Source organism: Flavobacterium tistrianum (assembly GCF_003254545.1).
Classification (GTDB): domain Bacteria; phylum Bacteroidota; class Bacteroidia; order Flavobacteriales; family Flavobacteriaceae; genus Flavobacterium; species Flavobacterium tistrianum.
The window spans coordinates 239,150-264,467 of record NZ_QJRH01000073.1 but is presented as its reverse complement, the minus strand read 5'-3'; the positions used below and the strand labels follow the sequence as shown (position 1 = coordinate 264,467).

The following is a 25,318-nucleotide window of genomic DNA, read 5'->3' as shown; positions in this document are numbered from 1 at the left end:
ATTAGCGTTCTTTTTTTCGTTCGATAATGTTCATTACTTGCTCGACACATTCAGCTACATTATCTTTTTCTGTAGCAGAAGAAGATGACGAAGCTGGTTTTGTACCCGAACTTGGACTTTCGTTCACATTTATTTTAATGTGAAGCTCTTTGATTTCAATTGGCATCGCTATATTATTTTTTGTGAAGGGTGAAATGATTATAAGCAAGCTCAAAGCTTTCAACAACAATTTTGCTTTCTAAAGCACTGAAATCTTCAACAGCCCATTTTACTGGATAAGCATGTACCACTTTCCAGTGCATTAACGGTTCGTGATCTTGATTCAAGAGTTTTACCGTTAAATCAACGGGCTTAAATTCGAAGTTTTCAATTGCTTTTCTGCACCATTCAATTACATCAGAATCAATAAGAATTCCTCTTTTTAAAACCAAATTTGGATATTTGGTTTTTACAGGAAGCTTGTGTTTGAATCTGTTTTCTCCACCCTCAACAAATTCTTCTGTTTCAAGATCTACAGAAAGCCCTGATACCGACTGAAATTGATGGTCTTTTTCTTTTGTACCCAGTTGATCAAATTCAACTAGAAAATGAAAGCCTACGGGTGGATAATAATTAGCCATGATTAGTCATTTTGAATAGATAAACCTTCGTGAACCAATTCAATAGATTCGATCGCGACTTCGTTTCCATCAGCTTTTAAATCGGTAGATTGCACTTTTGTAGGCCACGCATTTTTTACTTTCCAAGTAATCACTGGTTCGTGTTCTTCGTTAAGTAATTTGATGGTAATATCTCTTCTTTCGATGGTGTTTAGTTTTACCGTATTCCACCAAGCGTAGTATTCATTGTCGCTTTTGAAAGTGCCTCTTTTCATCGTAATGTTGGAGAACTTTTGCATGCCAGGCATCTTGATTTTGCTGTACTCTGGACTAGCGCCCTGACGGTACTCAATAACTTCAGTTTCTACATCTAATCCGGAAACTTCTGTAAAGCCTATTTTTGTTCCACCCCAGTCAACTGAGAAATGAAACTTTGATAACGGATAACTCATGATTTATATTTTTTAATGATGTTTTAATTAAGATTCCTGCATTTTGTGAGAGAAACGAAGAATGATAAACTCAGCTGGACGAACTACCGCCATACCGATTTCGATAATCATTTTGCCGTCTAAAATATCCATAGCAGACATGGTTTGTCCCAGACCGATTCTTACGTAAAATGCTTGTTCGGGTTTTGCCCCAGCCAAAGCTCCAGCTCTCCATTGAAGAATTAAGAAATTCTCAATCATAGCTCTTACTCTGATCCAAGTATTAGCGTCGTTAGGTTCAAAAACAAACTGTTCGGTTGCTTTTTTAATAGATTCTTCGGCCATATTAAAGAAACGGCGAACGGGCACATAACGCCATTCACTATCGTTACCGGCTAAGGTTCTTGACCCCCAAACCAAGGTTCCCTTACCGGTAAATGTTCTGATAGCGTTTATAGATTTACCTGCGACAGTGTCAACATTCAATCCGTCTTGTATATTATTGGTGATTTTTACTGTAGGAGCAATGACATAGTTCAAACTAACATTGGCAGGTGCTTTCCATACGCCACGATCACCATCTACTCTTGCATAAATTCCTGCTATGGCAGAACTTGGCGGTAACGTAATTGAAAGATTAGAAATTTCGGAAAGTATTTTATTGTAAGTGATGTTATCAAGTTCTGTAATATCTGCCAAAAAGCGACCATTCATTGCGCCGTTATTTAAATCTTTCGGTTTTGCAGCTGTTACAGCAGCCTTAATAGCATCAATAAGAGCTGGAATAGGCGCAAAAAGATCAACATCAAAAACGATAGCAGCCGGCAAGCCAAGAATTGAGGTAGGTGATGTGAAATGCAAAATTTTTGGAATTTCAGAAAGTACAGTCGTAACACCTCCAGCTCCTTTAATATTAGCGGTTATTTTTGTTTTGGTATTAGCTACTTTTGCTTTTCCTAGTAAATCAGCTAAATTGGTTTTAACGATTTCAATTTTATCGGATAATTCAAAAAGATCAGTGAAATTTTTTAAAGCCGCTGTAATATCGTCTCTAGTTGCTTGATCTTCTTCGTCAGAAGCTATTGCTGCTGCCGCCGCTTTTTTAATTTTTTCTTTTTCTCCTATAAGATTGGTGAGATCTTTTATCAAAGTTTCTAACAAAAGTATAAAATCATTGTTTTTTGCCGTCGTAAAAGTTCCTGTTGCTGCAGCTGCAGCTTCTGCCTCGGCTTGTGTTCCTCCTCCAGTAATGACTGCTTCTGCTGCTGCAGTTGCCGCTGCATTGTTAAAACCTGCTGCTGATTCAATAAACTTCAAAACTTCGGCTATACTTCCTGTTAGATTATCATTTGATACTGGAACTGTTTTTAATTTGCTGATTAGTGGTTCAATTGCATTTTTTGAACTTGTTAAATCGCTCAATACAGTTGACATAGCGTCTGGTGCAGGTGAAGTAAAATGATTAATCAAAATTTCACTTGGATTGTATCTGTAATCTAAAATAGTTTCTAAATGCGGATAATAAGCAGCCCCATATTTTAAAGTATCCTTCTCCGAACTAATAGATCCTCTCAAATCATCAACGTTTGTATCTGTTGGGCTAGAAGCATCGTAGTTAAGCGTATCAATAATTGTAAATCTATCTTGCAGTTTTCTACATTGGTCCAAGGCATCATTATACAAACCATAAAAATCAGTTGCGTTGATACCAGTTACTTGAGTAGCATCTGGAAAAAGGATAAGTGTAGGTTCATCTACTTTTTCTAATTCAAGTAAACCTTTTTTTAACAGAGAACTATCATTTATAGACGTTACTTTTGTATCTGCATCGTCTAAATCTTCGCCATAACGACCAACTGATATGATATAACATGGGCCACCGCCATTTGCAAAAAACAATTGCATTGAGTAATACATCAAGAAAGGCTGTCTGCTAGACGGTTGGTTTACAACAAGAGATCTTGTTGTCGCGCCATTATCAACTATATCATTAATGGTGACGCTAATTGTAGTTTCTGGTTTTGCAAAGCCAAAAAAACGCTCGTATTCTAAAAGAGATGTTATTCTTGTTGGTTTTAATTTCAAATCTCCATTAATCTTATTCGTGGCTTTTTCAGTATAGCCAATAAAACACGGAATCGCTGTCTCTACCTGGGCAACAGAAGGAGGGAACTTTACGATTTCCTCAACATATACTCCAGGCGTTTTGTAAGTTGTTGCCATAATTGAATTGTTTTTTAATTATTAAATAAATATTTCTGAATAGTAATCACTATCGATTTTTGTTATTGATTTTACAGATGGATTTGGATATTGACTTTCTGCAAGCTGTGAAGGATCCAAATCGTTAACAGGGTCTATTTCTACAAAACCAGATCTTGTTAATGGTTTTACAGTCTTGGTTCTAATTTCGGTTTTTGTTTTACGGTCTATGTATCGCCAAAATGTCTTTCGGTTATCAAAATGAATTTTAAAGTTTGGACTAATCATTTTATCCAAATTGTCTATAATATTCTCTGAGTTGTTGTCACCTTTAGCGGTAAGCGAAATAATTCCAAAGACATTTTGCTGCTCTGAGGGCTGTAGTGTTGAAAGTAAGTCGGCAGTGGTTTTTTCAGATACTAAATAAGCGTTTGAAATAAGTTTGTTGTCGCTTATTTTTGGAAGATATTTAAATGAAACGGGTTCAGTCAATGGTTTTACATTACTGAAAAGATATGCTTGAGTAAGAGCAAAATCAAGATTAGTATAATTTTCAAATTGATAGTCATTAATTTTAATTAAAAAAATTAGGTTCAAATCAGCGGGGACTTTAATAAATGGGTCCAATTCATCTTTTAGTTTAATGTATATTCCGAAACCTGTTTTGTTCTTTTTGAATACCATTTTATAGTTTTTGAGAGCAATATTGGTGTCTAAAGTTGGAGTTACTGATATAAATGCATCTGTACTAAACTGCTGCAACATTTTTTCTTTTTTATCAGTTGCCATACTAGTAAAAGTTTCTTCTCCGTTATTCAAAAAATAGTTATGAAGAAGCGTTACTTGAAACAACAAACCGTATGTAGAAGAATAACTCATGACTGTTCTTTCTTTTTAGTTATTCCTGTAAATTCACCAATAAGTTCGCCTTCTGCTTGTGCAATGTTGCGTTCAATTTGGATCATACTGACTTTGTATAAAGCCGACGGAAGCTGTTTTCCGCCAAGTGTTCCCCAAATATAATTTAGTTCTTCAAAAGTGGGAGTGTAGAGTTCAACCGTAAATCTAAAGTTGTCTACATTACTCATGGCGCTGCTATTTCTATTAAAGATGGTGTTGGCTTGAGTAAAAAGTTTTTTACCCTGAAAAAATTCAATAATTTTCGAGATGTCCTTGAGCGAGTTGACATATTTATCTCTGTTGGCGCTAAAAAGCAGATACAGATTTAAATTAATAACACTGTTTTTATATATAGTTTTTGTATTTTCAATAGTATGATTTGGGAAGTTCTTTAAAGTCGCTTCTTCATCTAAATTGATTATCGTTAGTGCTACTGCATTTTTTAACGCGTCGGTAATATCTTCATTTTGAGATTCTAAAAAAGCAATATTTTCTGGTACAACAGATTTGTCTAACCCAATTTCCTCGAGATAGTTGTTTACTTGTTCTGTTATTATTTGTATTACTTCAAAAATCATCTTTTGATAAAAATTATTATAAATACTAAATGAAATTGTATTGGAAGAAATAAGATTTAGGGCGAAGAATGTATTAGAAACCAAGCTTCTAATCGTGCTTTTAAGATTTGACTAAATTAGATAAATGCATATGTACCAAAAAAGGGGAATTTTCCCCTTTTTTATTAAGTTAATATACTGGTTTTAAGTTTGTTGTGTTCTTGTTTTAAATTTTTAAATCGGAAGTTCTATCAACAAACAAAGCCCTAGATTTCTCTAAAGCTTTTGTTTTGTGACATAATATTGACAGATATTTGTTTGAAAATGAAAGGTATATTTTAATGAAATTACTCTCTAATAGATGTTTTATCGTCTAATGTCATTCTGGCAATTTCGTCTTTTCTTTTAAAAGCTACACCATTATGTTTTTTCATATAGTTTAATAATTCCGAAACAGTCTGAACCATTTGCGGAGTACCTCCAATTCTGTCATGAAAACTAATAGACATTTGCCTGCGTTTAAATTCGCTTTCAGCGTACAGCTGGTCAAATTCTGCTTTTACTTGATTGAAGAACTGATCGGTTGAAAAATTTTTGCCTTCAATTAAAACAATATCATTACAGCGAATTGTATAGGTAACAACTGCAAAATCTTTTTTATTGACTTGAATTACAAAAGGTTCATCTCTGCTTAAATCATCAATATGATAGATAAAACCCAATTCTTGAAGAATTTTAAGCGTGTTTTCTCCTCGTCGGAGCCAGTTGGCATTATATCCAACAGGAGTAAAACCTGTAACGCTTTTAATAGAATCAGCACCTGCTTTTATGAATTTTTTCTCTTCTTCATAGGGCATGGCGTATTGCGAACTCCAATTCATACCATGTGCAGCAGCTTCATGTCCTCGCTGTACAATTTCTTTTGCCAGCTGTGGGTTTTGTAAAACAGCAGAGCCTACCATATGCGAAGTAACTTTTATCCCATGTTTATCCCAATTATCCAGCATTCTAGGAATTCCCTCTTTATAGCCGTATTGATACCAAGTTAATGCGGGCTGATCAATATAACCTTTCTGCATATTTTGCGGAAACGGACTTTCTGCATTTTCAGGCTGTCCGCCAGCTTCAAACTGCATAGAAATAGAAACTACCAATCTTGAACCGTCTAACCATTTATTTTGCATTTCTGATTCCATTTTTTCTTGTTTTACATGACTTGAAAATGCATCAACAGGATTTGCCATTACTGCAGCACTTGTTAATCCAGCCATTTTTATAAAGTTTCTTCTTGTTGTCATCGTAATATCTTTTTAATGTTCTAAAATCATAAAAACCTTATCGTTGCGAGCAATTCTCAGCGAAAAAAAAGCTTAAAATTTAAGTTGCATTGTAACGCCTGTAAAAAACATATTTTTTCCAGTTCCTGCAGCTTTTAGGAAATCGCCAGCTTTAAACCAAGTAGCTTCTATTCTGAAATATAGATATTGGTTTGGAGTATAGATAATTTCACTTTCCAGTTGTTTTCCTATTTCTTTTGCAGTAGTCGAATCTCCTGGGTAAATCATAATCGTGTTTGGGCCATAAATTCCGTCTTGGCTGCTATATCTCCAAAACATATCATAATCAATAACCCAATCTATATTTTTTGCCAGTTCTAAGCCTATTGAAGGATGAAAATCAACTAAATTTGAAGGGCCAATAACAGATGCAAGTCCAAAATAAGCACCTCTTGGAAACAGCGGATTAAAAGTGTTTAATTGATTGTCTCCCTTGGTTTTATCACCGCTAATCAATTCGACTTTAAATCCCAATTCAGGCTTTAAAATAACAGATGTAAACTGATAGCCAGTATTTAGAGAAACTGTCCATGCTTTTATGCCTTTAGAGTCAATGTCTCCAAACTGATAAAGCGCTTCAGCATCATAACGCCATTCGTCATATTTGCCCCAAATGCGAGTTCCCACAGAATGGCGTAATTCTTTTCCGCTGGCATCATCAAAATTGGCATTGGCTCTTTCATAACCCAAATAATAAAGATCAATATTTTTGATAGCTGGTATTTTATTGATGACAAAATAGCTTCCCCAGAATTGCCTTTTTTTATTTGAATAATCATCAAAAATACCGTCTTGAGCTACTACATAATGACTGTAAAATAAATCGGCATGATAATTATTGATTCCTAAAATGGCTTTTGCGGCATCAAATGACTGTCTATTATTTGGACCGTCACGCAAAGCAACCAAACGCTGAGAACCGTAACTCAATTCCTGTCTTCCAGCCCTAAAAATCAATTGCTTGTTCTTTTCTAAAAGAAGATTAATATCTACAAAACCCTGATGCACTTCTAGCGGGTTACTATCAACAGGACTGGGATCTATTCTGCCATTTGCATTACTGCTTTGAAGCTGAATAAAGGCTCTAAAGTATTTGCTAGAATGAAAATCAGCATGAAGCAATAAACGGTTTAAAATATAGCCATCATGGTCTACAGGATCGTCTCCCCATTTTTCATTTTTGGCATAAAAATATTGATACCGTATTTCTCCTCCAAAACTCAGATATGTTTTCCCCGAAGAGGAGAGAGGCAGGTATTTCATGGTTTTATACCAATTCTTTTTAACGGTATCTTTTTGCAAGACCTCATAGTTTTCGTCAAATCGCATCGATTTAAAATCGGGATACGATTGCGCATGGAGTTCCAAACAAAAAAGAAATATTAGAGCGATTTTTTTCATGTTTACTTTCCTAAACTATTTTTCTTAATATCGTTGTATGCGTTTGGAATATTAAAATTGTAATGCAGCCAGTTAAAAAGAACATATCCTTTATCAAATTCTTTCATGGCAACATTGGCTTTAACCTCTTCCAAAGTTTCACCTTTTTTTACGGCATCTTCTACATTTTTCTTTAGAGCATTTACATAATCAATCGTGTATTTAATCCCTTTTTTATTGGTGATTCGGCCATGACCAGGAACCACAACATCATTGTCTCCAATCATATCATAAATTTTTTGGAGATTGCGAACAGGTTCCAGAAAATAACCATCAAACAACCACGGAATCGTCGGACTTTCAGCAATAAACGGATTTCCAGCCCAAAGCACATTTTTGTCCGAATCTTTCAGAAATACAAACAAATCGGCTGGAGATTGCGCTGTTCCAACATTCATGATTTCAACAATTTTACCACCGCCTAAATCAATTTTTAAGCTTTGATTCAATGCAATTGTTAAATCAGCAGGACGATATACACTTTGCTCTATCCCGCGGTCTTTTCCAAAAAGCATGACCATAAATTGTTTAATTCCGTCGTAATTCTTAGCTAAGTTTTCTTTACAGAATTCATTTTGTATGAGAATTGTTTCTTTCGGCAGAAGATAATTTCCAAAACAGTGATCGCCGTGGTCGCTTGTGTTTACTGCATAAACGATTGGTTTTGGAGTAACAGAATGAATCAGTTTGTATAGCTGATCGTATAGTCTTTTGCTCAACATCGTTTCGATTAACAGTACGCCTTTATCGCCCACAATAAATCCCGCAGAAGTAGCTTGCGGAATTCCTTTTGTAGTTTCAGTTTCGGTCGTTGAGGGCGAAACGGCATAAACATTATCCGAAATTTTGTGCAGTTGTAAAGTCACCTTATTGGCATCCCAAATTGGAACTTCTGGCGGCATCGGGAATTGCGCATACGTTTGCTGTGCTAAAAACAGCATAACCAGCAACATTAAAATATTGTTTATCTTTTTCATGGTTGTTTTTTATAAGTGGTTAGTATTTTTTTTTGAGCCAAAACAAAAGGCATTTTTTGGAAACATAGTTCCTGCTCTCCGCTATATCTTTGCTTTTTTAAAGAAAAAAAGCAAAGGATACCGCTCCGATCAGGGCTAAAGGGAGAGAAATCGCTTTTTTGTTGCGATTTGTTCAATATCAATATCTATATCAATTTGAATATTATTGACATTTTCGTTGAAATTGAATTTTGGCAATTGTCATTGAAATTGAATTTTGCCATTGAAATCTTATTTCTGATAACCTCCAAAATATTTCACAGGAGACCAATCCGGAATTACAGCAGAAATCTCTGGATTCAGAGCTTTATATTCCGCGGAAGCGTAAACAATTTTGCCATTTACGACGGTTAGAACCGATTCTATTTTTCTGATATCGTCTGGTTTTGCTGTGAAATAATCATCAGATAAAATAGCCATATCGGCATACATGCCTTTTACGAGTTTTCCCTTGTCCTTTTCTTCGCCAGAAAACCAAGCACTTCCAGAAGTATACAATTGCAAAGCGGTAAATTTATCTAAAACTTGATCTTTTGGCCAGAACTGCATTCCGCCAATCGTTTTCCCAGTCAAAAGCCAATGTAAAGCCATCCAAGGATTGAAAGTCGAAATTCGAGTTGCATCTGTTCCCATTCCAACAGGAATCCCTAATTCGAGCATTTTCTTGATTGGAGGCAATTGTGTTTTTGGCGCCCCATACAATTTGTTGTACAATTCTCCCTGATAATACATTCTGAACTGTACTGCAATTCCGCCGCCTAGTTTTTTGACACGTTGTAATTCTGATGGCGTAATGGTTTCGGCATGATCAAAAAACCAACGCAAACCGTTGAACGGAATTTCTTTATTTACTTTTTCAAAAACATTCAACATTCTGTCAATCGATTCGCCATAAGTGGCATGCAAACGAAAAGGCCATCTATTTTTGACTAATAATCGAATAATAGGCTCTAAATCCGTTTCCATTTTATCAGATAAAACGATTCTCGGTTCTAGGAAATTTTCAAAATCAGCTGCCGAAGCCACAATATTTTCTCCAGCGCCTTCTTCGACATAACCATTCGCTACAATCAGATTATCATTTTTATTGATTTGAGTCGTCGCAACCCATTTTTCATAATCCTCTAGTTCTTTGCCTTTTTGCTGGGCAAATAAATAATAAGAAATTCGGAGGCTTAGTTTATTTTGCTTCGCTAGTTCTAATGACGTAACGTAGTCGGCAGGGAAATTTTGGCTTCCGCCTGCAGCATCAATTACACTCGTAAGTCCGAAACGATTCAATTCGTGATTAAACTGTATCGAGCTGTTGATGCGTTCTTCGGGAGTTAACTTTGTTGTTAATCCCATCGTCATATAAATGGCTTTTGGCGTTTTTTTAGCGTACATTAAACCAGTCAAGTTTCCGTTAGCATCTTGCTCTAAAAGACTTCCTTCGTATTTTGTATCTTTCGTATATTTTAAAACTTCAATACCTTTTTTATTCAGAAAAGCTTTCCCGTATAAATACGTTATAAAAACAGGTTTATCAGGAACGGCAGCGTTGATTTCTTCAATTGTGGGCTGTCTTTTTTCTTCAAACTGAAATTCGTTCCAGCCACCAATAACTTTTATCCAAACACCGTCTGGAGTTCTTGCGGCCTGTTCTTTTAGCATTTCCATGGCACGTTTTAAGGTCTTAACGCCATCCCAACGCAATTCTGAATTGTAATTTAAACCTTCACGAATAACATGCATATGACTGTCGTTCAATCCTGGAATTACCGTTTTTCCTTTAGCATCGATCAATTTTGTTGCTGAAGATTTATAAACAGCTAGTATATTTTTCTCTGTTCCAGTGTCCAGAATAATTCCGTCTTTCATTGCAATTGCCTGAACAAATTCGTTTTGTTTCTGCATGGTTGCAATTTTTCCGTTATAAATAATTAGATCAGCTTTTTGCTGGGCTTGAGATGACAAGCCCGCAGAAAGCAATAGAATTAATAATAATTTTTTCATGACATTTATTATTTAGCCAAAAAGAATGCTAGTAAATCTTTTTGTACTTGAGCAGTATTTTCTTGAACAAGCCAGTGCCCAGAACCAGCGATTTTAGACTCGCTTACATTCTCTGCGACCAGTTTAGAATGATCTTTAAGAAAAGCTGCCGCAAAATATTCTCCGCCCATTGCCAATAACGGCATTTTTAGCTTTTTCTTCGCAAAAACAAGATTGTCTTTTCCATCCTGATCAAATGCTCCAAACCATTTAAAAGCGGCCGTTGTACCGCCTTCGGTAGCATAAGCTCTAATGAATTCTGCAGATTCTTCGGCAGTAAAAGGATCTTTTACGTGTCCAACAACTGGCCAAAAGTTAGTCAAGAATTCTTTTTCTTTTCCTTTTACAATATCTCCAGAAGCAGGCCACCCAAAGAAACCAAACCACCATGCTGAAGCTTTTACTGAAGACCAAACTGGTTCAATTCCAGGTAAAAGAGCGTCCATTAAAGCAACTTTTTTTACACTGTCGCCATATTGCGCCGCGTAAGCATAAGCGACCATAAGTCCGATGTCGTGTCCAGCCAGATTGATGTTTTTATAGCCAAGCTGATTTACCAATTCATGAATATCAGATGCCATTGTTTTTTTGTCATAACCGCTTTCTGGTTTGTCAGATTCGCCAACACCTCTTAAATCGGGAGCGATAACGGTAAAATGTTTTGAAAGTTCAGGCAATAAACGATTCCACATGTACCAGTTCTGTCCAAATCCGTGAACTAGAACCAACGGATCTCCTTTGCCGCCAATTACATAATGAATTTTAATTCCGTTTACAGTTGCAGTAGCATGTTTAAAATTTGAAGGAGGATTTGCCGGTGCAATTTGTGCTGTTTCAGTTGTTTCTACAGGTTTAGATTCTGCTGCAGGAGTTTCTTCTGTTTTCTTATTGCAAGAACTTAAAGCTAGTATTAAAATAGCAAAAGCTAAAATGTTAAATACTTGGGTTTTAAAGTTGAAAAAAAGGTTGTTTAACAAATTTGTCTTCATGATTTTTAAATTTTAATTAGTTATTGGATAATTGGTTATTATGAATTTTAAACTGGAAGTTTTTCAATCCAGTCGTGCATATAATGTGCGATTTCCTGCCATCCAGGCTGATTGAGTACGAAGTGGTTTCGATTGGGAAAAACCTTAAAATCGGTAATTGAGTTTTTGTCTGAGTATTTTTTGTAGTTGGAATAATTCAGAGATTCAGGAATGGTATGATCCGTTGATCCTGCAATTAACAGTAAAGGTTTGTGCGGAGCTTTAAAATCTACTTTTGCCGCAGAAGTTATGGTATCGCGCACGATCAGTTTAGACTCGGGAATTACCGAATCGCAATACGCTTTATCTTGCCATTCTTCTGGCATTCCGTTTGTAAAAGCATATTGCCATTGCGGAAAACTCATTAGAAAAGTCTTCTTCGTAGAAGTAAAAAAGCCTAGTGGCCCCCAGCCAGCTTTTAAAAACGAAAATTTAAAAGTCATAATTCCCTGTGGCGGAACAGAGTGTATGGCAATAGCCGCTGATGCGAGATTGCGCTGTAATAATATTTGCGCTGTTAGTCCGCCAATAGAATGACCGATAATGATTGGCTTTTTAGGCAAATCTTTAGCAATTTTTTCAAAGTGTTCTATAAGATCAGTTAAACGCAACGCGGCAATCTGCGGGTCAGGATGGCGGTCGCGAAGCACATTTGCTGGTGCATCTTTATAAGGCCATGCTGGTGCCAAAGTTCTAAAACCTTTATTTTCAAAAAAGACTTTCCAGTCGTCCCAGCATTTATTGCTTACAAAAGCGCCTGTAATAAAAAGAATCGTAGTAGGGTTTTCAGTCAGCATAATACATTATTTTAATGTTATGCCAAACTATAGGCTAAAATTAGACCTGTTTTTGTAATTTGTTAATAATCAGTTTGTTAGTGCTGATTTGATTAATTGTGCCAAACTATATATCGTCATAAAACGAAAAAAAGACGACTAAATATCGTCTTTTTTAGTTATGAATTATGAATTATGAATTATGAGTTGTAAGATGTGGATTTTTAATTTTACGAATTTTATAAAAAAAAATCGATTCAATTTCTATATTACAGATAAGTAATTCATAACTCATAATTAAAAATGGCTTCTTTTTATGCCTAACTTTTGCATTCTAGAAGCTAATGTAGTAGGAGGAAGGCCTAATATTTCAGATGCGCCACCTGCACCTCTGATTCTTCCATTGCATTTTTCGAGAACATTAATAATATGTTCTCGCTCGTTTTCCTGAATCGTTTTAAAAAACCATTCATTAGTTTTGATGTTTATTTTAGCTTCATCAAAAGCTGGCAGCGGGATGTGCTCAATGGTATCCGTTTTAGCCAGTAAAATGCTCCGCTCTATGAGATTTTCTAGCTCACGAATATTACCCGGCCAATGATAGGATAAAAGGCTCTTTAAAGCAGTTTCTGATATTTCAGTTACATTTTTCCCCGTTTTGGCACTATATAATGCAATAAAATGGCGTGTAAGCAGTCCGATGTCTTCTCTTCGTTCCCTTAACGGTGGCAACTGAATAGGAAATACATTTAAACGATAATACAAATCAAGTCTGAAGCGCCCGTCGGCTACTTCTTTTTCCAGATTACAATTTGTGGCTGCGATTATTCTAACATTTACTTTTATGGGCGTATTTCCGCCAACACGTTCAATTTCTTTTTCCTGTATGGCCCGAAGCAATTTTGCCTGCATTTCTAGAGGCATATCTCCAATTTCATCTAAAAATAAAGTTCCGTTGCTGGCTTGTTCAAATTTACCTATTCGTTTTTCTGTCGCGCCTGTAAAAGATCCTTTCTCATGGCCAAATAATTCTGATTCGATAAGGCTTGGATGCAGAGCGGAGCAGTTTATTTTTACAAAAGCTTCATCTTTTCTGCCAGATAGCTGATGTATGCTGTTGGCAATGCTTTCTTTTCCTGTACCGCTTTCACCTGTAATTAATACAGTTGTATCAGCTGGTGCGACTTGCATGATATGATCAAATAGTTTCAGGAGCATTGGACTTTTGCCTACAATTGATTCGAAGCCAGAAATTTTTACGTCTTTTCCGCTAATATGATTTTTAGAAGAAGCATTTTTTTGATCTGATTTTTTATCGGCACTTATTAAATTTTCAATCGCATATATTAGCGGATCCTGCAGTCTTTCACATATAGTTAAAACACTTTTGTTATAGTTATTGGGCTGTCTGCTGAAAAAAGAAAGATAAAGGCCTCCGTTTTCAATAAGTCTAAAAGGAATAGGCAGCATGAGATTTGATTTCATATTCATGGAAGTGGCAATCATTTTTTTGATTGGCGTTTTTTCGCATATTTTTATGAAGTTTAAATCATTATAAAATGTAGCAACCGTTTCGACGTTACTTTTGCTTCTTAATTCATTAATCTCAAATTCTTTCAAAGAAGTAATATTTTGCAATTCTTCCATTCCAATTTTTTGATACTCATGCAAACCAGTTCTATTGTATCCTAAGACCTTGTTGGATAGTTTATTATCCATATAAAAAACGGCCATTACGAGATCAAATGAAATTAGTGCTTGTAATGAAGTTATGATATTTAAAACCCTATCGTCCCAACTGCCTTTTCTGCCCGCTATTGTTTTGAGCTGTTGCTGAAATAGAAGTTCTTTTCTAATGGAAGATTCAATTCCGTGCTGCTGATGATATTCGGCAATTTCAATGGTGACTAATAAATCTCTTTCACGAAAAGGTTTTACCAAAAATCCGTACGGATGTGTCAATTTGGCTTTGTTGAGAACTTCTTCATTTGAATTTGCTGATAGGTAAATAAAAGGAATATTGTCTTCTGTTAGTTTTTCGGCCAGATCAATTCCTGTTTCTTTGCCAGAAAGAAAAATATCCAACAGGACTAATTCTGGTCTTTCTTGTGAAATATAATATTTAGCATCAGGTACCGAACGTGCGATGCCAATTACAGTGTGACCAGCTCTTTTCAGCATTAGTCTCAAATGATTTGCTTCTACAAACTGATCTTCAACAATTAGAAATTTTAACGGTTTTGCCATTTTTTAAGAATTAAATAAATACTGGTTATTTTCGTTGTAAGTAAATATCAAAGTTATTTTAGTGCCATTTAGACCGGTCATTAAAAACTTTCCTTCGATATCAGCAGACAGTCCTTGCATAAGTTTTATGCCTAATGAAGGATTGTTATAAGGATCAAAATTGTCTGGAAGGCCAACGCCATTGTCTTGAATAATTAATGTGTAATTATCAGCATCATCTGCTTTTAATGAAATGCTTATGATTTTATTTTCACGATTAGGAAATGCATATTTTATAGCATTTGTAACCGCTTCATTCAGAATTAAGCCAATGGGAATAGAATGTGATAAAGGCAGGCTGAAACTGCCAACTTCAAGAATAAAACGAATACTGCTTCGAAGCTGAAAAGAGTCTTTCAAATATTCGGTTAATTCAAATATGTAAGCTGGCATATCTATTACCGATAAATTGTCAGAATGATATAATTTATGGTGAATAAGCGACATAGCCTGAATTCTGTTTTGGCTGCTATTTATGGCTTGTAATGCTTCTTCATTTTTTAAAAACTCTGACTGGCTTGCCAAAAGTCCGACAACCATATGGAGGTTATTTTTTACTCGGTGATGAATTTCTCTAAGTAGCCATTCCTTTTCAATGACAAGATTTTGCAGTATAATATTCTTTTTATTAATCTCGTTTTGTTGGGTTTCTAACACTTGATACGTTTTCTTTTTGAACATAAAACTTTTGTATAGAAGTCCTAGAATAATGAGTAAAAGAATGACAAAAGTAATCATAGAATTACGCAAAAACACTTCATTATCAAGTCTGCTTTGCTGCAAAAGCGTTTTGTTCTTTAGCTTTACAATGTCCCTGTTTCTCTTGTCTGCCTCATAAATAATGTTGAGTCTTGTATAGATTGGATAAATAGCTTCTTGCTTCAGATGCGCAGCTTTATAAAAAAAGACAGCTTTCTTGAGATAGTGCAGGGAAGTATTAAACTTTGAGGACGAAAAATATAATTCACTAATTTCTCTGTAACAGTCGCCAATACGTTTATTATTGCCTGTTTTTTCAAATGTAGACGCAGCTTTGAAAATTGGATTTAATCTCTCTCTGATTGGTGCATTAGTTCGCATTTTTGCAGACCATACCATAACCCAAGATTCTGCCAGATCATTTAACTGGTCTGTATCGGTTAGCATCTTTATGGCTTTTTTTGCAGTTATCTCAATCATTAAATTGTTATTTCTCAGCTCGTGTATCATTGCAAGCTGTAAATAGCATTTGCCACAGTAAATTTTAGAATGCAGTGCTTGGCTTATCTTTAGCGCTTCCTCTGCGTACTGAAATGCCTTTTCTAATGTTTTAGGATTGTTATAAGAGGCTTCATACCAATCGCTTACTTTTAATAAAATTTTGATTTTATCTATGCTTTGAGGCAATATGCTAAGCAGTTTTTCTGCTTTTTTTACCTGAAATTCACTAAAAGCTTTTTCCTGACTGGAATATTGTTGTACTGTTAAGTTCTTACTCGAAGTCTCAAATTGGTTTTCTCTCTTTAGATTGGCGCAGAAAGCTTGGCTCTCAATTGTGCAAATAATGAGAACAAACAAAAATGTTTTGAATAGAGTAGAGAACATTTTTCGTAGAATTAAACTGGCTATACGAAGGTATTGATAATTATGTCTCTACGTTTAAAAAAATAGAAAATTGATAGGCAACGATATTTCGTCGGCAATTGTTTTTATGCTCATTTGCGATATTAATGTGAAGTATAGAAGCTAGTTTTAATTATTTTTTATACATTTCATGATTTGTTTTATATTCTAAAACTGAGTTTCTTTAAATAAAACAGTTTCGAAAAAAGTAGTTTCATTATGCACAAATCTGAAAGAAAACATTCTGTTTCGGTAATCGGTATACAGGAATTTAGAGATGACCAGTTCGCAGGAAGTGAAGAGATTTTGTTTAATGAACTCCATGGAGAAAGAATTATAGAAAAACCTCACTCGCATGATTTTTTTACCATTAGTCTATTCGAAAAGGCAAAAGGCACTCATTCAATCGATTCTATAGATTATCCTATTGACGATTATCAGGTTCATGTATTATTTCCTGGACAGATGCACAAATGGGATATTAAGGCTGAAACAGTTGGTTATCAGCTTATGATTGAACGGACTTTCTTTGAAAGATTTGCTCCTTATTTTAGATTTTCTTTCACCAACTACCAGAATCACCCTGTTATACAATTATCCCAAACTGCTTTTGAATTGCTACATTATGAATTTGATGCAATCAGAAATGAGTTGAAGCGATCGGATTTTCTCACATACCTTATTAATGCGCGTGCAGCGGTTATAGCATCTATTATCAGTAGAGAAGCAGAAAATGTTTTCACTGAATTTAAAGTATATCAGTCCAATTCAAGATTAGCATCATTCAATATGCTTATAGATGAATTCTTCAAGCAGGAGAAATCTGTGGCATTTTATGCTGCCAAACTAAATATTTCTGCTAATTACCTTAATGTCCTCTGCAAAAAACATCTTAAAATCTCTGCTACACAACTCATACAGCAGCGTGTGGAAACAGAAGCTAAAAGGTTGTTGGAAAGTGCCAATTTGTCTATAAAAGAAATTGCTTTTGAGTTGGGTTTTGTAGATCATGCGTATTTTTCTAATTTTTTTAAAAGCCAGACAGGAATATCACCGACTGAATTTCGGAAAAAGAAATAAATTCTTCAAGCTGCCGTAGGAATCATCCAAGTTTTCTGGTTTGTAAATCTGTACTTTTGAAATTGCTATCTTTCGCTTAAACAAAGAAAGCTCTTAATTAAATAAAATAGTATATGGAGAAGCGAGGTATTTCACGTAAAGATTTTCTAAAGAATTCCGGATTAGGTTTGGCGGGCATTGCCTTTATGCCATCAGTATTGCAAGGGCAAAATAGCCATTTGCAGAAAGACGAAATAACAGCATTGGGAAAATCTTATGCGTTGAAAAATGTTCGTCTGGAAACTGGTTTTGAATTTGAGGGAGAAGAAGTCGTGGCAACTAAAACTGGGCTTTTTTCTGTGGAAATCGAGAATGGGAAAATAAAGAGAATCAGCTCGAACGGAACAGGTAAAGAAGAAATAGATGCTAAAGGAATGCTAATGCTGCCATCTTTTAGAGACATGCATATTCATTTGGATAAGACTCTATATGCTGAAAAATGGCGCGCAGTACGCCGTTCGGGAGGAATAAAAGGAATGATTGCGTTGGAGCAGAAAACATTGCCCGATATGCTGAAAAACTCTACATATAAGGCTGAAAAACTCATTGAGCTATTGCAGTCGCACGGAACAGGATTTGCTCGCAGCCATGTTAATATTGAAGCTACATCTAAACTAGATTCTCTTAAAAATCTAGAAAAAGCATTGGAAAACAAAAGGAATGGTTTTGGCGCAGAATTGGTAGCTTTTCCGCAACACGGTTTATATTATACAGATTCACTTCCTTATATGAAAGAAGCAGCAAAAATGAACATTGATTTTATAGGAGGTTTAGATCCTACAAATGTTGATGGTTCTATTCAGAAAACGATGGATACCACGATTCAGCTTGCTTTAGACAATAATAAAGGAATCGATATTCATTTGCATGAATCAGGAAAATCTGGTATTGATACTATAGAATATTTAATTGCTAAAGTAAATGAGAATCCAGTTTTAAAAGGAAAAACTTTTGTCAGCCACGCCTTTGCTCTTGCTACTATGGACAAGGCCAAACAGGAAACAATAGCTGAACAGCTGGCGGCTGCGCAAGTAGGCATTATTTCTACAATACCTTTTGGCGGAACTATTATGCCAATTCCCACATTATTGAAACATGGCGTAAATGTTATGACAGGAAATGACAGTATTGTGGATTATTGGAGCACTATGGGAACAGGAAGTGTATTGCAGAAAGCCAACCTTGCAGCGCAATTATACGGACAGGTTTCAGAACTCGGATTATCTAGAATGCTAAAGCTAGCAACAGCAGGACCTATTCCGTTAGATGACAAAGGAATACAGCAATGGCCAAAAGCTGGGGATGATGCCAATTTGGTACTTGTAGACGCTAGCTGTTCTGCAGAAGCGGTTTCTCGTATATCACCAATAAAATCTCTTATTTACAGAGGCAATATTGTTTTCTAATTTATATGTTTATGAAAAATATTGTCATTCTTTTAATAATACTAATAATGCCTGTTGGTATCTATCAACCAATTTGGGCTTTTCAAAAAAATATAAACATGCAAAAGGATATTCTTCAACTAGTACAACAGAATGATATTTCTGGTATTGAGAAAGCTTTAGAAAATGGAGCAAATGCAAATGCAGTTGACAATGCTAAGCGCTCACTACTGCTGATTGCCACGATGGGAAAGCAAACAGAAATGGCAAAGATTTTACTAAAATATAAGGCAGATGTTAACCAGCAGGCAGAGAACAAGGACAGCGCTTTTCTGTATGCTGGTGCAAGCGGACAGACAGAATTGGTAAAATTATTTTTGAGTAATGGTGCCCGCTTCGATATTTTCAATCGCTATAATGGATCGGCACTTATTCCCGCATGCGAACGTGGTCATATAGAAACGGTCAGACTGCTTGCAAATACTAAAAACTTTCCGATTGATCATGTTAACCGCCTAGGCTGGACTGCTTTAATGGAAGCTATTGTTTTGGGAGACGGAAGCTTAAAATACCAGCAAATTGTTCAGATTCTAAAAGATGCTGGTTCAAGAATGGATATACCTGACCATGACGGAATAACTCCGCTACAGCATGCTCAGAATAAAGGATTCAAAGAAATTGTGGCAATTATAAAATCATGAGAATATTTCAAGTTTTCTCTGCTTATTTTCTGTAAATTTGAATGTATTTACAAAAGAAAAATCCTAATGGAAATTTAGAAAATACCCTAAATTATTAAACTTAACAAATAATGCATATTCTTTATCAAAGCCCAAAAATAATTATTCGCGAATTTTTACCTCAGGAAAAGCAAACATTCTTAAACCTTTTTAAAGATAGTGAAGTAACAAAATATCTTCCTGACACTTCACCAGAAAGATATGTCGAAATGTTCAATGAACTACTTGAAAATTATGAAAAGAAAAATCTTAGTAGATGGGCTATATTTAATGCTATAGATAATGATTTTATAGGAATGTGCGTTGCTAGAATTTTTGCGCACAACACAAATCAAGTAGAGATTGGATATGTGCTTGGCAGGGAATATTGGGGGAAAGGTATTGCTACAGAGGTTTGTAAGGCTTTAACGCATTATAGTTTTGCAAATACAGATACGAAAGAAGTTGTTGCTATAACAGATCTTGACAACTTTGGCTCACAAAATGTACTGCAGAAAGTTGGTTTTAAGCGACTAAATAATTTGATAAGAAACGAAGAGGAGCTAGCTTATTTTATGATAGAAAGATTCTAGTTTCATCTATAAAAAGGTTTAATTTTTTATAGCAAAAAGCCTGACGCTAGAGTGTCAGGCTTTTTGTTATTAATGGTTTTTAATTTAAAATTTATTATTTTTTAGATGCAGCGATAACAACTTTAGCAACTGCTTCAGGCTGTGACATAAAGACTACATGACTACCTTTAACTTCTGTAACTTTAGTGTTAGAACGTTTGTACATAGCGCGCTGAATAGATGGGTCAATACTTTTATCGTTTGTTGCAACAACTGCAAAAGCTGGTTTATCTCTCCAAGCTGCTTTTGTAATTGGGGTTACAAAACCTTTTGCATAAAATGCTCCTTGAGATGCATACATAAAATCGGCTTCTTCTTTGCTAATATCGGCACAAAAACCAGCATGGTATTTAGCTTGATCATAATAAACAATTCCTTTATCATCTGGAGGCAATACACCATTTTCTGGAGCTGGAGGTGCAGTTTGCAACCATTGTAAAGCAGATTCGCCATTATCAGGCTGAAAAGCGGCTACATAAACCAAAGCTGCAACTTTTGGGTGATTTCCCGCTTGTGTAATTACGGCACCACCCCAAGAATGGCCTACCAAAACTGTTGGTCCATCTTGTCTGTCTAAAACTACATTTGTTGCAGCGACATCATCTTCAAGAGAAGTTAATGGATTTTGTACAATAGTAACATGATAACCTTTTTTTGTCAAAACCTCATAAAGTGCTTTCCATCCAGAACCATCGGCAAAAGCACCGTGAACTAATACAACGTTTTTAATTTGTGCTGAATTTGCTGTTTGAGCGTTTGAATTTGCTGTTGCAAATAAGAAACTGAAAATTAATGCTACGAACATGAAATAACGATTCATTTGTTCTCTTAAAGATGTTGTTTTCATTTTTGTTGATTTTAAATTGTTGTTGAAAATGTCTATTAAAAAAAATTGAAATTTTTGTTTTTAAATCAGTTGTTTGATTTTGATGAGACAAATGTATGGCGACATGTGTCATTAATCAAATTAATAATTTTTAATAATTATTACTTTTATTTATAATATAAGATTAAATGCTGCAAAGTCTAGGCTGATACAAAAATGAAGCGGCAGTATTACTTTAAAAAAAATAGAAGTGCAGGTGTAGTACTGTAAAGAAAAGGGAGATTTATTCTTTAAACTTTGCAAATGTTTGATTATTAGTGTTTAAAGTTAAAAAAAATAAAACAAAGGCTTTTATAAAAAAGAACAACAATCTGAAATACTATTTAGTATTTTAGTAGGTAATGACAGGCAATTTTAATCAGGTTTTTTAGTTAAAAAGGAACCTCATTGTGATACCTTGTAAGATACTTCAAACTATAGTTCAGGTCCGAATAAATCTCAATGGTCCACTTTTGTACTGTTTATTTAAAATAACATAAGAATTTCTTGTAAAAAAATCGAATCACAAATATTAGGCTGTGAAGACTTGTAAGATCTAAATATTAGTGCATAAAAAAAGAGACAACTATTAATTAGTTGTCTCTTTTAGTGACTCTTACTGAACAATTTACAAACCATTTTATGAACGATTTAAAGAAATTGGCCTACTTTCAAGTAAATTTGTAAGATAATTATTTTGAATTTTCGCTTAGAAGCGGTTTGTATGTATTGTAAGGGTTAAACGTTAAAAAATGTCAAAACAGAAGGATATTTAAATTTACTGGGATGTAAAAACTTTTATAAAATTCTTGAAAATCAAATTTAGTATTGACTAAATAAAAACAAATTAGTTTTTAGTAAAATTAAACAATACATTTGGAGATTATTCAAATCAAAATTTGTTGAGGATATTAGAGTTTTTTAAATTGTTTTAATCTAATTAGAAGTTAATTTTGTTGGATACTTAATTTGTTAGTTTTCTGTACAAATAAAGATATTTAATTTAACTCATTAATTGTCGTTCGATTGGGGTTAAAAATTGATTTATTTTGTCTAGTTAACCGCTGAATATTGCTCATCTGAGACAGGTTCAAGCCAAGTTACTTGAGTATCTCCCCTAAAATTGGTAATCGCAATATGAACCATTTTTGTATCCGCGGATGCGCCATGCCAGTGCTTTACGTTTTCAGGGATATTTACAACATCGCCTTTTTTTATTACCTGTGCCGGTTTTCCTTCTTCTTGATAGATTCCACTTCCTTCTGTAACTAGTAAAACTTGTCCCTTAGGATGAGTATGCCAGTTGGTTCTTGCTCCTGGTTCAAATGTTACGCTTCCAGCTGAAAATTCATTGTTTTTGTCACGTGCTACTAATGGTTTTAAAAAGGCACTGCCTGTAAACCATTCGTTTGGAAGGGGCTCTCCTTGTGGGAAAATTTCTGTTGTACTCATTTTATTTTCTGATTTAGAACTGCAAGCAGTTAAAATTGAAGTTGTTATAAATGTAAGAATTATTTTTTTATTTTCATTCTGGAATAGCTTTAATAATTTTTGCTGGAATACCGGCAACTATTGTATTATCAGGCACATCTTTTGCAACTACCGCTCCAGCGGCAACTATTGAATTTTCTCCAACAGTTACACCCGACAAAATAGTTGCCGCAGTTCCGATCCAAGCATTTTTTTTAATATGTACAGCTCCGGGAACGAGCGATTGTCTATTTTGACTGGAAATGGGATGTCCTTCCGAAATAATATTTACTCTTGGCGCAATCAATACATTATCTTCTATAGTAATGCCGCCTAAATCCAAAAAGGTACAGTTAAAATTAATAAAGACGTTTTTTCCTATTTTGATATTCTTTCCATAATTAATATGAATGGGTGTAAATATAGTAGTACTTGGATCAATTGTACTAGTAATAATTTCGCTTAAAATAGAACGGATTTCCGAAGGATTGGCTGTATTATTTAAACGAAGAAGTATTTTTTTTGTAATGAAAGATTCTTCAAGCAGCCTATGAGCCTGAGCGTTTGATGAAGAGATAGTTTCGCCATTCAAAAGCTGTGCAAAAACATCTTCTTTTGTTGCTTTTGTATCCATTTTAGTTTTTTCAATTTTAAAAAATAGTATGACCAATTATTTTAGATTATTTTTAAAAAATGCATCTAGTTTATCAAATGGAATTTTATCTAATCTGTCGTATAGATCAACGTGAACTGCATTTGGTATAATCATTAACTCTTTAGGTTCGGCTGCTGCTTTAAAAGCATCCTCGCTAAAATATCTCGAATGTGCATTTTCTCCAGCGATAATCAATATAGGTCTTGGGCTTATTTCTTTAATGTAAGACAGAATCGGCATATTCATAAAAGAAATAGGCATAGTTGCTGTCCAAGATGCATTTGAATTGATTGAGCGAACATGAAAACCTCTGGGTGTTTTATAATAATCAAAATATTCTTTTACAAATTGAGGTTCGCTGCCAGTTAGTTTTTGAGGAAGATTATTTGCAGATGGAGCATAAGTCCCGTTTTGTGCATCTTTCCAACGCTGTTGTCCTAATTGTTCTAAGTTTTTTGCACGCTGTTCATCAGTTACGATATCATTATAACCTTTAGACATTACTCTAGTCATATCGTACATACTTGTTGTTGCAACGGTTTTAATGCGTTTGTCAGCTGCTGAAGCATTTAAAGCAAAACCTCCAAATCCGCAGATGCCTATAATTCCGATTTTTTCTCTATTAATGTTTTTTTGAAGACCTAAAAAATCAACTGCAGCGCTAAAATCTTCCGTGTTTATATCTGGAGAAGCCACATTACGAGGTTCGCCACTGCTTTCTCCTGTGTAAGACGGATCAAAAGCCAATGCGGCAAATCCACGCTCGGCCATTTGATTGGCATGTAAACCTGATGATTGTTCTTTTACTGCCCCAAAAGGACCGCTGATTGCTATTGCAGCAAGCAATGTTTGGTCTGAGTTTTTTGGAAGATAAAGATCTCCTGAAAGGGTAATGCCGTAACGATTCTTAAAAGTTACTTTTTGTCGGGTTACTTTATCGCTTAATTTAAAAGTATAATGTTCTTCTGTCGTATTCATTTTCTTTTTATTTTGAATTGATTCATTGTTTTGTGAAAAAGCTTGTCCGATAACTAAAAGAGACATAGCTGCTAATGCTATTATTTTCATCTGTTTAAAGTGTTTTAGATTACAGCTACAAAATTAAAACGGCACCATCAGGCGCCGTTAAAGAATATCAAACCAAAAATTAAGAATATCAAACCTCGATTTTTCTATGTGATTTTGGATTAGTTCCTGTATGTTTTTTAAAAAAGTTGTTAAAATAGGTTGGGTACTCAAATCCGAGTGCATATGCAATTTCTGCAATATTCCAGTCCGTATGCTGCAGTAGTGCTTTTGCTTCTGCTGTTATTCTTTCTGTAATGTGTGATGTGGTTGACTTGCCCGTGATTTCTTTAACCGCTCGGTTTAAATAGTTGACATGAATGTTTAAGCTCTGAGCGTAATCTTTTGCTGTTGTCATACGAAGCGGACTATCAGCACTTTCTATCGGAAATTGTCTTTCTAAGAGCTCAAGAAATACCGAAGCAATTCTTGATGTACCGTTTCTGCCTTCATTATTATTTTCAGAAGGCTGCAATTTCAAAGATTCATGGATGATTAAATGTATGTAACTGCGTATGAGTTCATCTTTATAGGTATAATCGCTTTTTTGTTCTTCAATCATTTTTTGAAAAAGTGTATTAAGGAACAATCTCTGTTCTTCCGAAATCTGAAGAACAGGCGTTCCTCCAATTTTAAAAAAAGGCGATTGATGAAGACTTTCTGAACGTTCGGACTGTTTTAAGAATTCTTCAGAAAACAAAATCGTATAACCGGTGTATGTCGTAGAAATTGTTTCCCACGAATAGGGTATATGCGGATTGCCGAAAAACAATATAGTTCCTTGCTGATCAAAACTTTTGTCAGCATAATGAATTTTACTGTGCCCCGTAGTCAGGCATATTTTAAAGAAATCTTTTCTGCTGTAAATACGGGTCGCATTACTGTCATCTTCTATTTGAAAAGCTTTGAAACCTTTTAGCTTAAGCTCATTATTAAACTCAGAAACACTGCGAACTGTTTTTTTTTTCATGATGCAAAGTTAATAAAATCAAATCTAATTGATAGAAATATGGTATCAATGTAGTAGGAATTATATCTGTTCCTAATATTTGGAAAACTCCTTGCAAGTATTAAATGTGAAATTAATTTATTTGTGTTAGACGTAATGAAGTATAAAAAGAGACGCCAATTGTCTTCAATTGGCGTCTTTTGGCTTTGTGACCCTTACTGAAGTTAAAAGATTGATTTATTTCTTTTATA

Annotated in this window: 23 protein-coding genes; 4 read left to right on the top strand and 19 right to left on the bottom strand. The window is 34.8% G+C overall.

Annotation, left to right across the window (positions count from 1 at the left end; genetic code table 11):
* Position 1: 1 nt before the first annotated feature.
* From DMB71_RS22105 to DMB71_RS20175, 14 genes are all read right to left on the bottom strand, one after another.
* Positions 2–166, bottom strand: coding sequence for a DUF5908 family protein (locus DMB71_RS22105; protein ID WP_204251810.1), 165 nt, complete (start codon positions 164–166; stop codon positions 2–4).
* Between the two features lie 7 nt (positions 167–173).
* The gene (locus DMB71_RS20235) at positions 174–620 is read right to left on the bottom strand and encodes a phage tail protein (RefSeq protein WP_066034800.1); all 447 of its coding nucleotides are present in this window, start codon (positions 618–620) and stop codon (positions 174–176) included.
* Positions 621–622: 2 nt separating this feature from the next.
* Positions 623–1,051, bottom strand: a complete 429-nt coding sequence (locus tag DMB71_RS20230; RefSeq protein ID WP_008463601.1) for a phage tail protein — start codon at positions 1,049–1,051, stop codon at positions 623–625.
* Between the two features lie 27 nt (positions 1,052–1,078).
* Positions 1,079–3,253 carry a phage tail sheath C-terminal domain-containing protein gene (locus tag DMB71_RS20225; RefSeq protein ID WP_111369333.1) on the bottom strand — a complete coding sequence of 725 codons (2,175 nt, stop codon included), beginning with the start codon at positions 3,251–3,253 and terminating at the stop codon, positions 1,079–1,081.
* Between the two features lie 21 nt (positions 3,254–3,274).
* Positions 3,275–4,111 (bottom strand): hypothetical protein, encoded by an 837-nt coding sequence (locus DMB71_RS20220; protein ID WP_111369331.1) that lies wholly within the window; start codon positions 4,109–4,111, stop codon positions 3,275–3,277.
* Complete coding sequence (locus DMB71_RS20215) at positions 4,108–4,710, bottom strand: DUF4255 domain-containing protein (protein WP_111369329.1); 603 nt, start codon at positions 4,708–4,710, stop codon at positions 4,108–4,110. Before DMB71_RS20215 ends, DMB71_RS20220 begins: the two co-directional genes overlap by 4 nt.
* Before the next feature lie 326 nt (positions 4,711–5,036).
* Positions 5,037–5,987, bottom strand: a complete 951-nt coding sequence (locus tag DMB71_RS20210) for a polysaccharide deacetylase family protein (protein ID WP_111369327.1) — start codon at positions 5,985–5,987, stop codon at positions 5,037–5,039.
* Between the two features lie 72 nt (positions 5,988–6,059).
* Positions 6,060–7,289 (bottom strand): alginate export family protein, encoded by a 1,230-nt coding sequence (locus DMB71_RS20205; protein WP_239453005.1) that lies wholly within the window; start codon positions 7,287–7,289, stop codon positions 6,060–6,062.
* 140 nt (positions 7,290–7,429) lie between these two features.
* Positions 7,430–8,443, bottom strand: coding sequence for an MBL fold metallo-hydrolase (locus DMB71_RS20200; protein WP_111369323.1), 1,014 nt, complete (start codon positions 8,441–8,443; stop codon positions 7,430–7,432).
* A gap of 270 nt (positions 8,444–8,713) precedes the next feature.
* A complete protein-coding gene (locus DMB71_RS20195) occupies positions 8,714–10,477 on the bottom strand; it encodes an amidohydrolase (protein WP_111369321.1) in 1,764 nt (587 codons plus the stop codon).
* Positions 10,478–10,485: 8 nt separating this feature from the next.
* Entirely contained in the window at positions 10,486–11,505 is a 1,020-nt protein-coding gene (locus DMB71_RS20190; RefSeq protein WP_111369319.1) for an alpha/beta fold hydrolase, read from the bottom strand.
* 47 nt (positions 11,506–11,552) lie between these two features.
* Complete coding sequence (locus DMB71_RS20185; protein WP_111369317.1) at positions 11,553–12,341, bottom strand: alpha/beta hydrolase; 789 nt, start codon at positions 12,339–12,341, stop codon at positions 11,553–11,555.
* A gap of 276 nt (positions 12,342–12,617) precedes the next feature.
* The gene (locus DMB71_RS20180) at positions 12,618–14,567 is read right to left on the bottom strand and encodes a sigma 54-interacting response regulator (protein WP_111369315.1); all 1,950 of its coding nucleotides are present in this window, start codon (positions 14,565–14,567) and stop codon (positions 12,618–12,620) included.
* A 3-nt stretch (positions 14,568–14,570) separates the two neighbouring features.
* Positions 14,571–16,190, bottom strand: coding sequence for a sensor histidine kinase (locus DMB71_RS20175; protein ID WP_111369313.1), 1,620 nt, complete (start codon positions 16,188–16,190; stop codon positions 14,571–14,573).
* 237 nt (positions 16,191–16,427) lie between these two features.
* Between DMB71_RS20175 and DMB71_RS20170 the strand changes: the two genes are divergently transcribed.
* The 4 genes from DMB71_RS20170 to DMB71_RS20155 all read left to right on the top strand — a co-directional run bounded on the left by DMB71_RS20170 (position 16,428) and on the right by DMB71_RS20155 (position 20,024).
* Positions 16,428–17,288, top strand: coding sequence for a helix-turn-helix domain-containing protein (locus DMB71_RS20170; RefSeq protein ID WP_111369311.1), 861 nt, complete (start codon positions 16,428–16,430; stop codon positions 17,286–17,288).
* Positions 17,289–17,401: 113 nt separating this feature from the next.
* A complete protein-coding gene (locus DMB71_RS20165) occupies positions 17,402–18,733 on the top strand; it encodes an amidohydrolase (protein ID WP_111369309.1) in 1,332 nt (443 codons plus the stop codon).
* Positions 18,734–18,831: 98 nt separating this feature from the next.
* Entirely contained in the window at positions 18,832–19,413 is a 582-nt protein-coding gene (locus tag DMB71_RS20160) for an ankyrin repeat domain-containing protein (RefSeq protein ID WP_239453004.1), read from the top strand.
* Between the two features lie 110 nt (positions 19,414–19,523).
* Positions 19,524–20,024 (top strand): GNAT family N-acetyltransferase, encoded by a 501-nt coding sequence (locus DMB71_RS20155; protein ID WP_111369305.1) that lies wholly within the window; start codon positions 19,524–19,526, stop codon positions 20,022–20,024.
* A gap of 94 nt (positions 20,025–20,118) precedes the next feature.
* Here the strand turns inward: DMB71_RS20155 and DMB71_RS20150 are convergent, their stop codons facing one another.
* The 5 genes from DMB71_RS20150 to DMB71_RS20130 all read right to left on the bottom strand — a co-directional run bounded on the left by DMB71_RS20150 (position 20,119) and on the right by DMB71_RS20130 (position 25,088).
* Positions 20,119–20,910, bottom strand: a complete 792-nt coding sequence (locus tag DMB71_RS20150) for an alpha/beta hydrolase (protein WP_239453003.1) — start codon at positions 20,908–20,910, stop codon at positions 20,119–20,121.
* 1,071 nt (positions 20,911–21,981) lie between these two features.
* Positions 21,982–22,380, bottom strand: coding sequence for a (R)-mandelonitrile lyase (locus DMB71_RS20145; RefSeq protein ID WP_111369303.1), 399 nt, complete (start codon positions 22,378–22,380; stop codon positions 21,982–21,984).
* A 73-nt stretch (positions 22,381–22,453) separates the two neighbouring features.
* The gene (locus DMB71_RS20140; RefSeq protein WP_111369301.1) at positions 22,454–23,032 is read right to left on the bottom strand and encodes a sugar O-acetyltransferase; all 579 of its coding nucleotides are present in this window, start codon (positions 23,030–23,032) and stop codon (positions 22,454–22,456) included.
* Positions 23,033–23,068: 36 nt separating this feature from the next.
* Positions 23,069–24,121: an alpha/beta hydrolase gene (locus DMB71_RS20135; RefSeq protein WP_111369299.1), complete on the bottom strand. Its 1,053-nt coding sequence runs from the start codon at positions 24,119–24,121 to the stop codon at positions 23,069–23,071.
* Between the two features lie 88 nt (positions 24,122–24,209).
* Positions 24,210–25,088, bottom strand: coding sequence for a helix-turn-helix domain-containing protein (locus DMB71_RS20130; RefSeq protein ID WP_111369297.1), 879 nt, complete (start codon positions 25,086–25,088; stop codon positions 24,210–24,212).
* Between the last annotated feature and the right edge of the window lie 230 nt (positions 25,089–25,318).

Excerpts from the sequence above, each read along its gene's own strand:
- DMB71_RS22105 (WP_204251810.1), bottom strand. The coding sequence starts at position 166 with ATGCCAATTGAAATCAAAGAGCTTCACATTAAAATAAATGTGAACGAA.
- DMB71_RS20235 (WP_066034800.1), bottom strand. The coding sequence starts at position 620 with ATGGCTAATTATTATCCACCCGTAGGCTTTCATTTTCTAGTTGAATTT.
- DMB71_RS20230 (WP_008463601.1), bottom strand. The coding sequence starts at position 1,051 with ATGAGTTATCCGTTATCAAAGTTTCATTTCTCAGTTGACTGGGGTGGA.
- DMB71_RS20225 (WP_111369333.1), bottom strand. The coding sequence starts at position 3,253 with ATGGCAACAACTTACAAAACGCCTGGAGTATATGTTGAGGAAATCGTA.
- DMB71_RS20220 (WP_111369331.1), bottom strand. The coding sequence starts at position 4,111 with ATGAGTTATTCTTCTACATACGGTTTGTTGTTTCAAGTAACGCTTCTT.
- DMB71_RS20215 (WP_111369329.1), bottom strand. The coding sequence starts at position 4,710 with ATGATTTTTGAAGTAATACAAATAATAACAGAACAAGTAAACAACTAT.
- DMB71_RS20210 (WP_111369327.1), bottom strand. The coding sequence starts at position 5,987 with ATGACAACAAGAAGAAACTTTATAAAAATGGCTGGATTAACAAGTGCT.
- DMB71_RS20205 (WP_239453005.1), bottom strand. The coding sequence starts at position 7,289 with ATGAAATACCTGCCTCTCTCCTCTTCGGGGAAAACATATCTGAGTTTT.
- DMB71_RS20200 (WP_111369323.1), bottom strand. The coding sequence starts at position 8,443 with ATGAAAAAGATAAACAATATTTTAATGTTGCTGGTTATGCTGTTTTTA.
- DMB71_RS20195 (WP_111369321.1), bottom strand. The coding sequence starts at position 10,477 with ATGAAAAAATTATTATTAATTCTATTGCTTTCTGCGGGCTTGTCATCT.
- DMB71_RS20190 (WP_111369319.1), bottom strand. The coding sequence starts at position 11,505 with ATGAAGACAAATTTGTTAAACAACCTTTTTTTCAACTTTAAAACCCAA.
- DMB71_RS20185 (WP_111369317.1), bottom strand. The coding sequence starts at position 12,341 with ATGCTGACTGAAAACCCTACTACGATTCTTTTTATTACAGGCGCTTTT.
- DMB71_RS20180 (WP_111369315.1), bottom strand. The coding sequence starts at position 14,567 with ATGGCAAAACCGTTAAAATTTCTAATTGTTGAAGATCAGTTTGTAGAA.
- DMB71_RS20175 (WP_111369313.1), bottom strand. The coding sequence starts at position 16,190 with ATGTTCTCTACTCTATTCAAAACATTTTTGTTTGTTCTCATTATTTGC.
- DMB71_RS20170 (WP_111369311.1), top strand. The coding sequence starts at position 16,428 with ATGCACAAATCTGAAAGAAAACATTCTGTTTCGGTAATCGGTATACAG.
- DMB71_RS20165 (WP_111369309.1), top strand. The coding sequence starts at position 17,402 with ATGGAGAAGCGAGGTATTTCACGTAAAGATTTTCTAAAGAATTCCGGA.
- DMB71_RS20160 (WP_239453004.1), top strand. The coding sequence starts at position 18,832 with ATGCAAAAGGATATTCTTCAACTAGTACAACAGAATGATATTTCTGGT.
- DMB71_RS20155 (WP_111369305.1), top strand. The coding sequence starts at position 19,524 with ATGCATATTCTTTATCAAAGCCCAAAAATAATTATTCGCGAATTTTTA.
- DMB71_RS20150 (WP_239453003.1), bottom strand. The coding sequence starts at position 20,910 with ATGAAAACAACATCTTTAAGAGAACAAATGAATCGTTATTTCATGTTC.
- DMB71_RS20145 (WP_111369303.1), bottom strand. The coding sequence starts at position 22,380 with ATGAGTACAACAGAAATTTTCCCACAAGGAGAGCCCCTTCCAAACGAA.
- DMB71_RS20140 (WP_111369301.1), bottom strand. The coding sequence starts at position 23,032 with ATGGATACAAAAGCAACAAAAGAAGATGTTTTTGCACAGCTTTTGAAT.
- DMB71_RS20135 (WP_111369299.1), bottom strand. The coding sequence starts at position 24,121 with ATGAAAATAATAGCATTAGCAGCTATGTCTCTTTTAGTTATCGGACAA.
- DMB71_RS20130 (WP_111369297.1), bottom strand. The coding sequence starts at position 25,088 with ATGAAAAAAAAAACAGTTCGCAGTGTTTCTGAGTTTAATAATGAGCTT.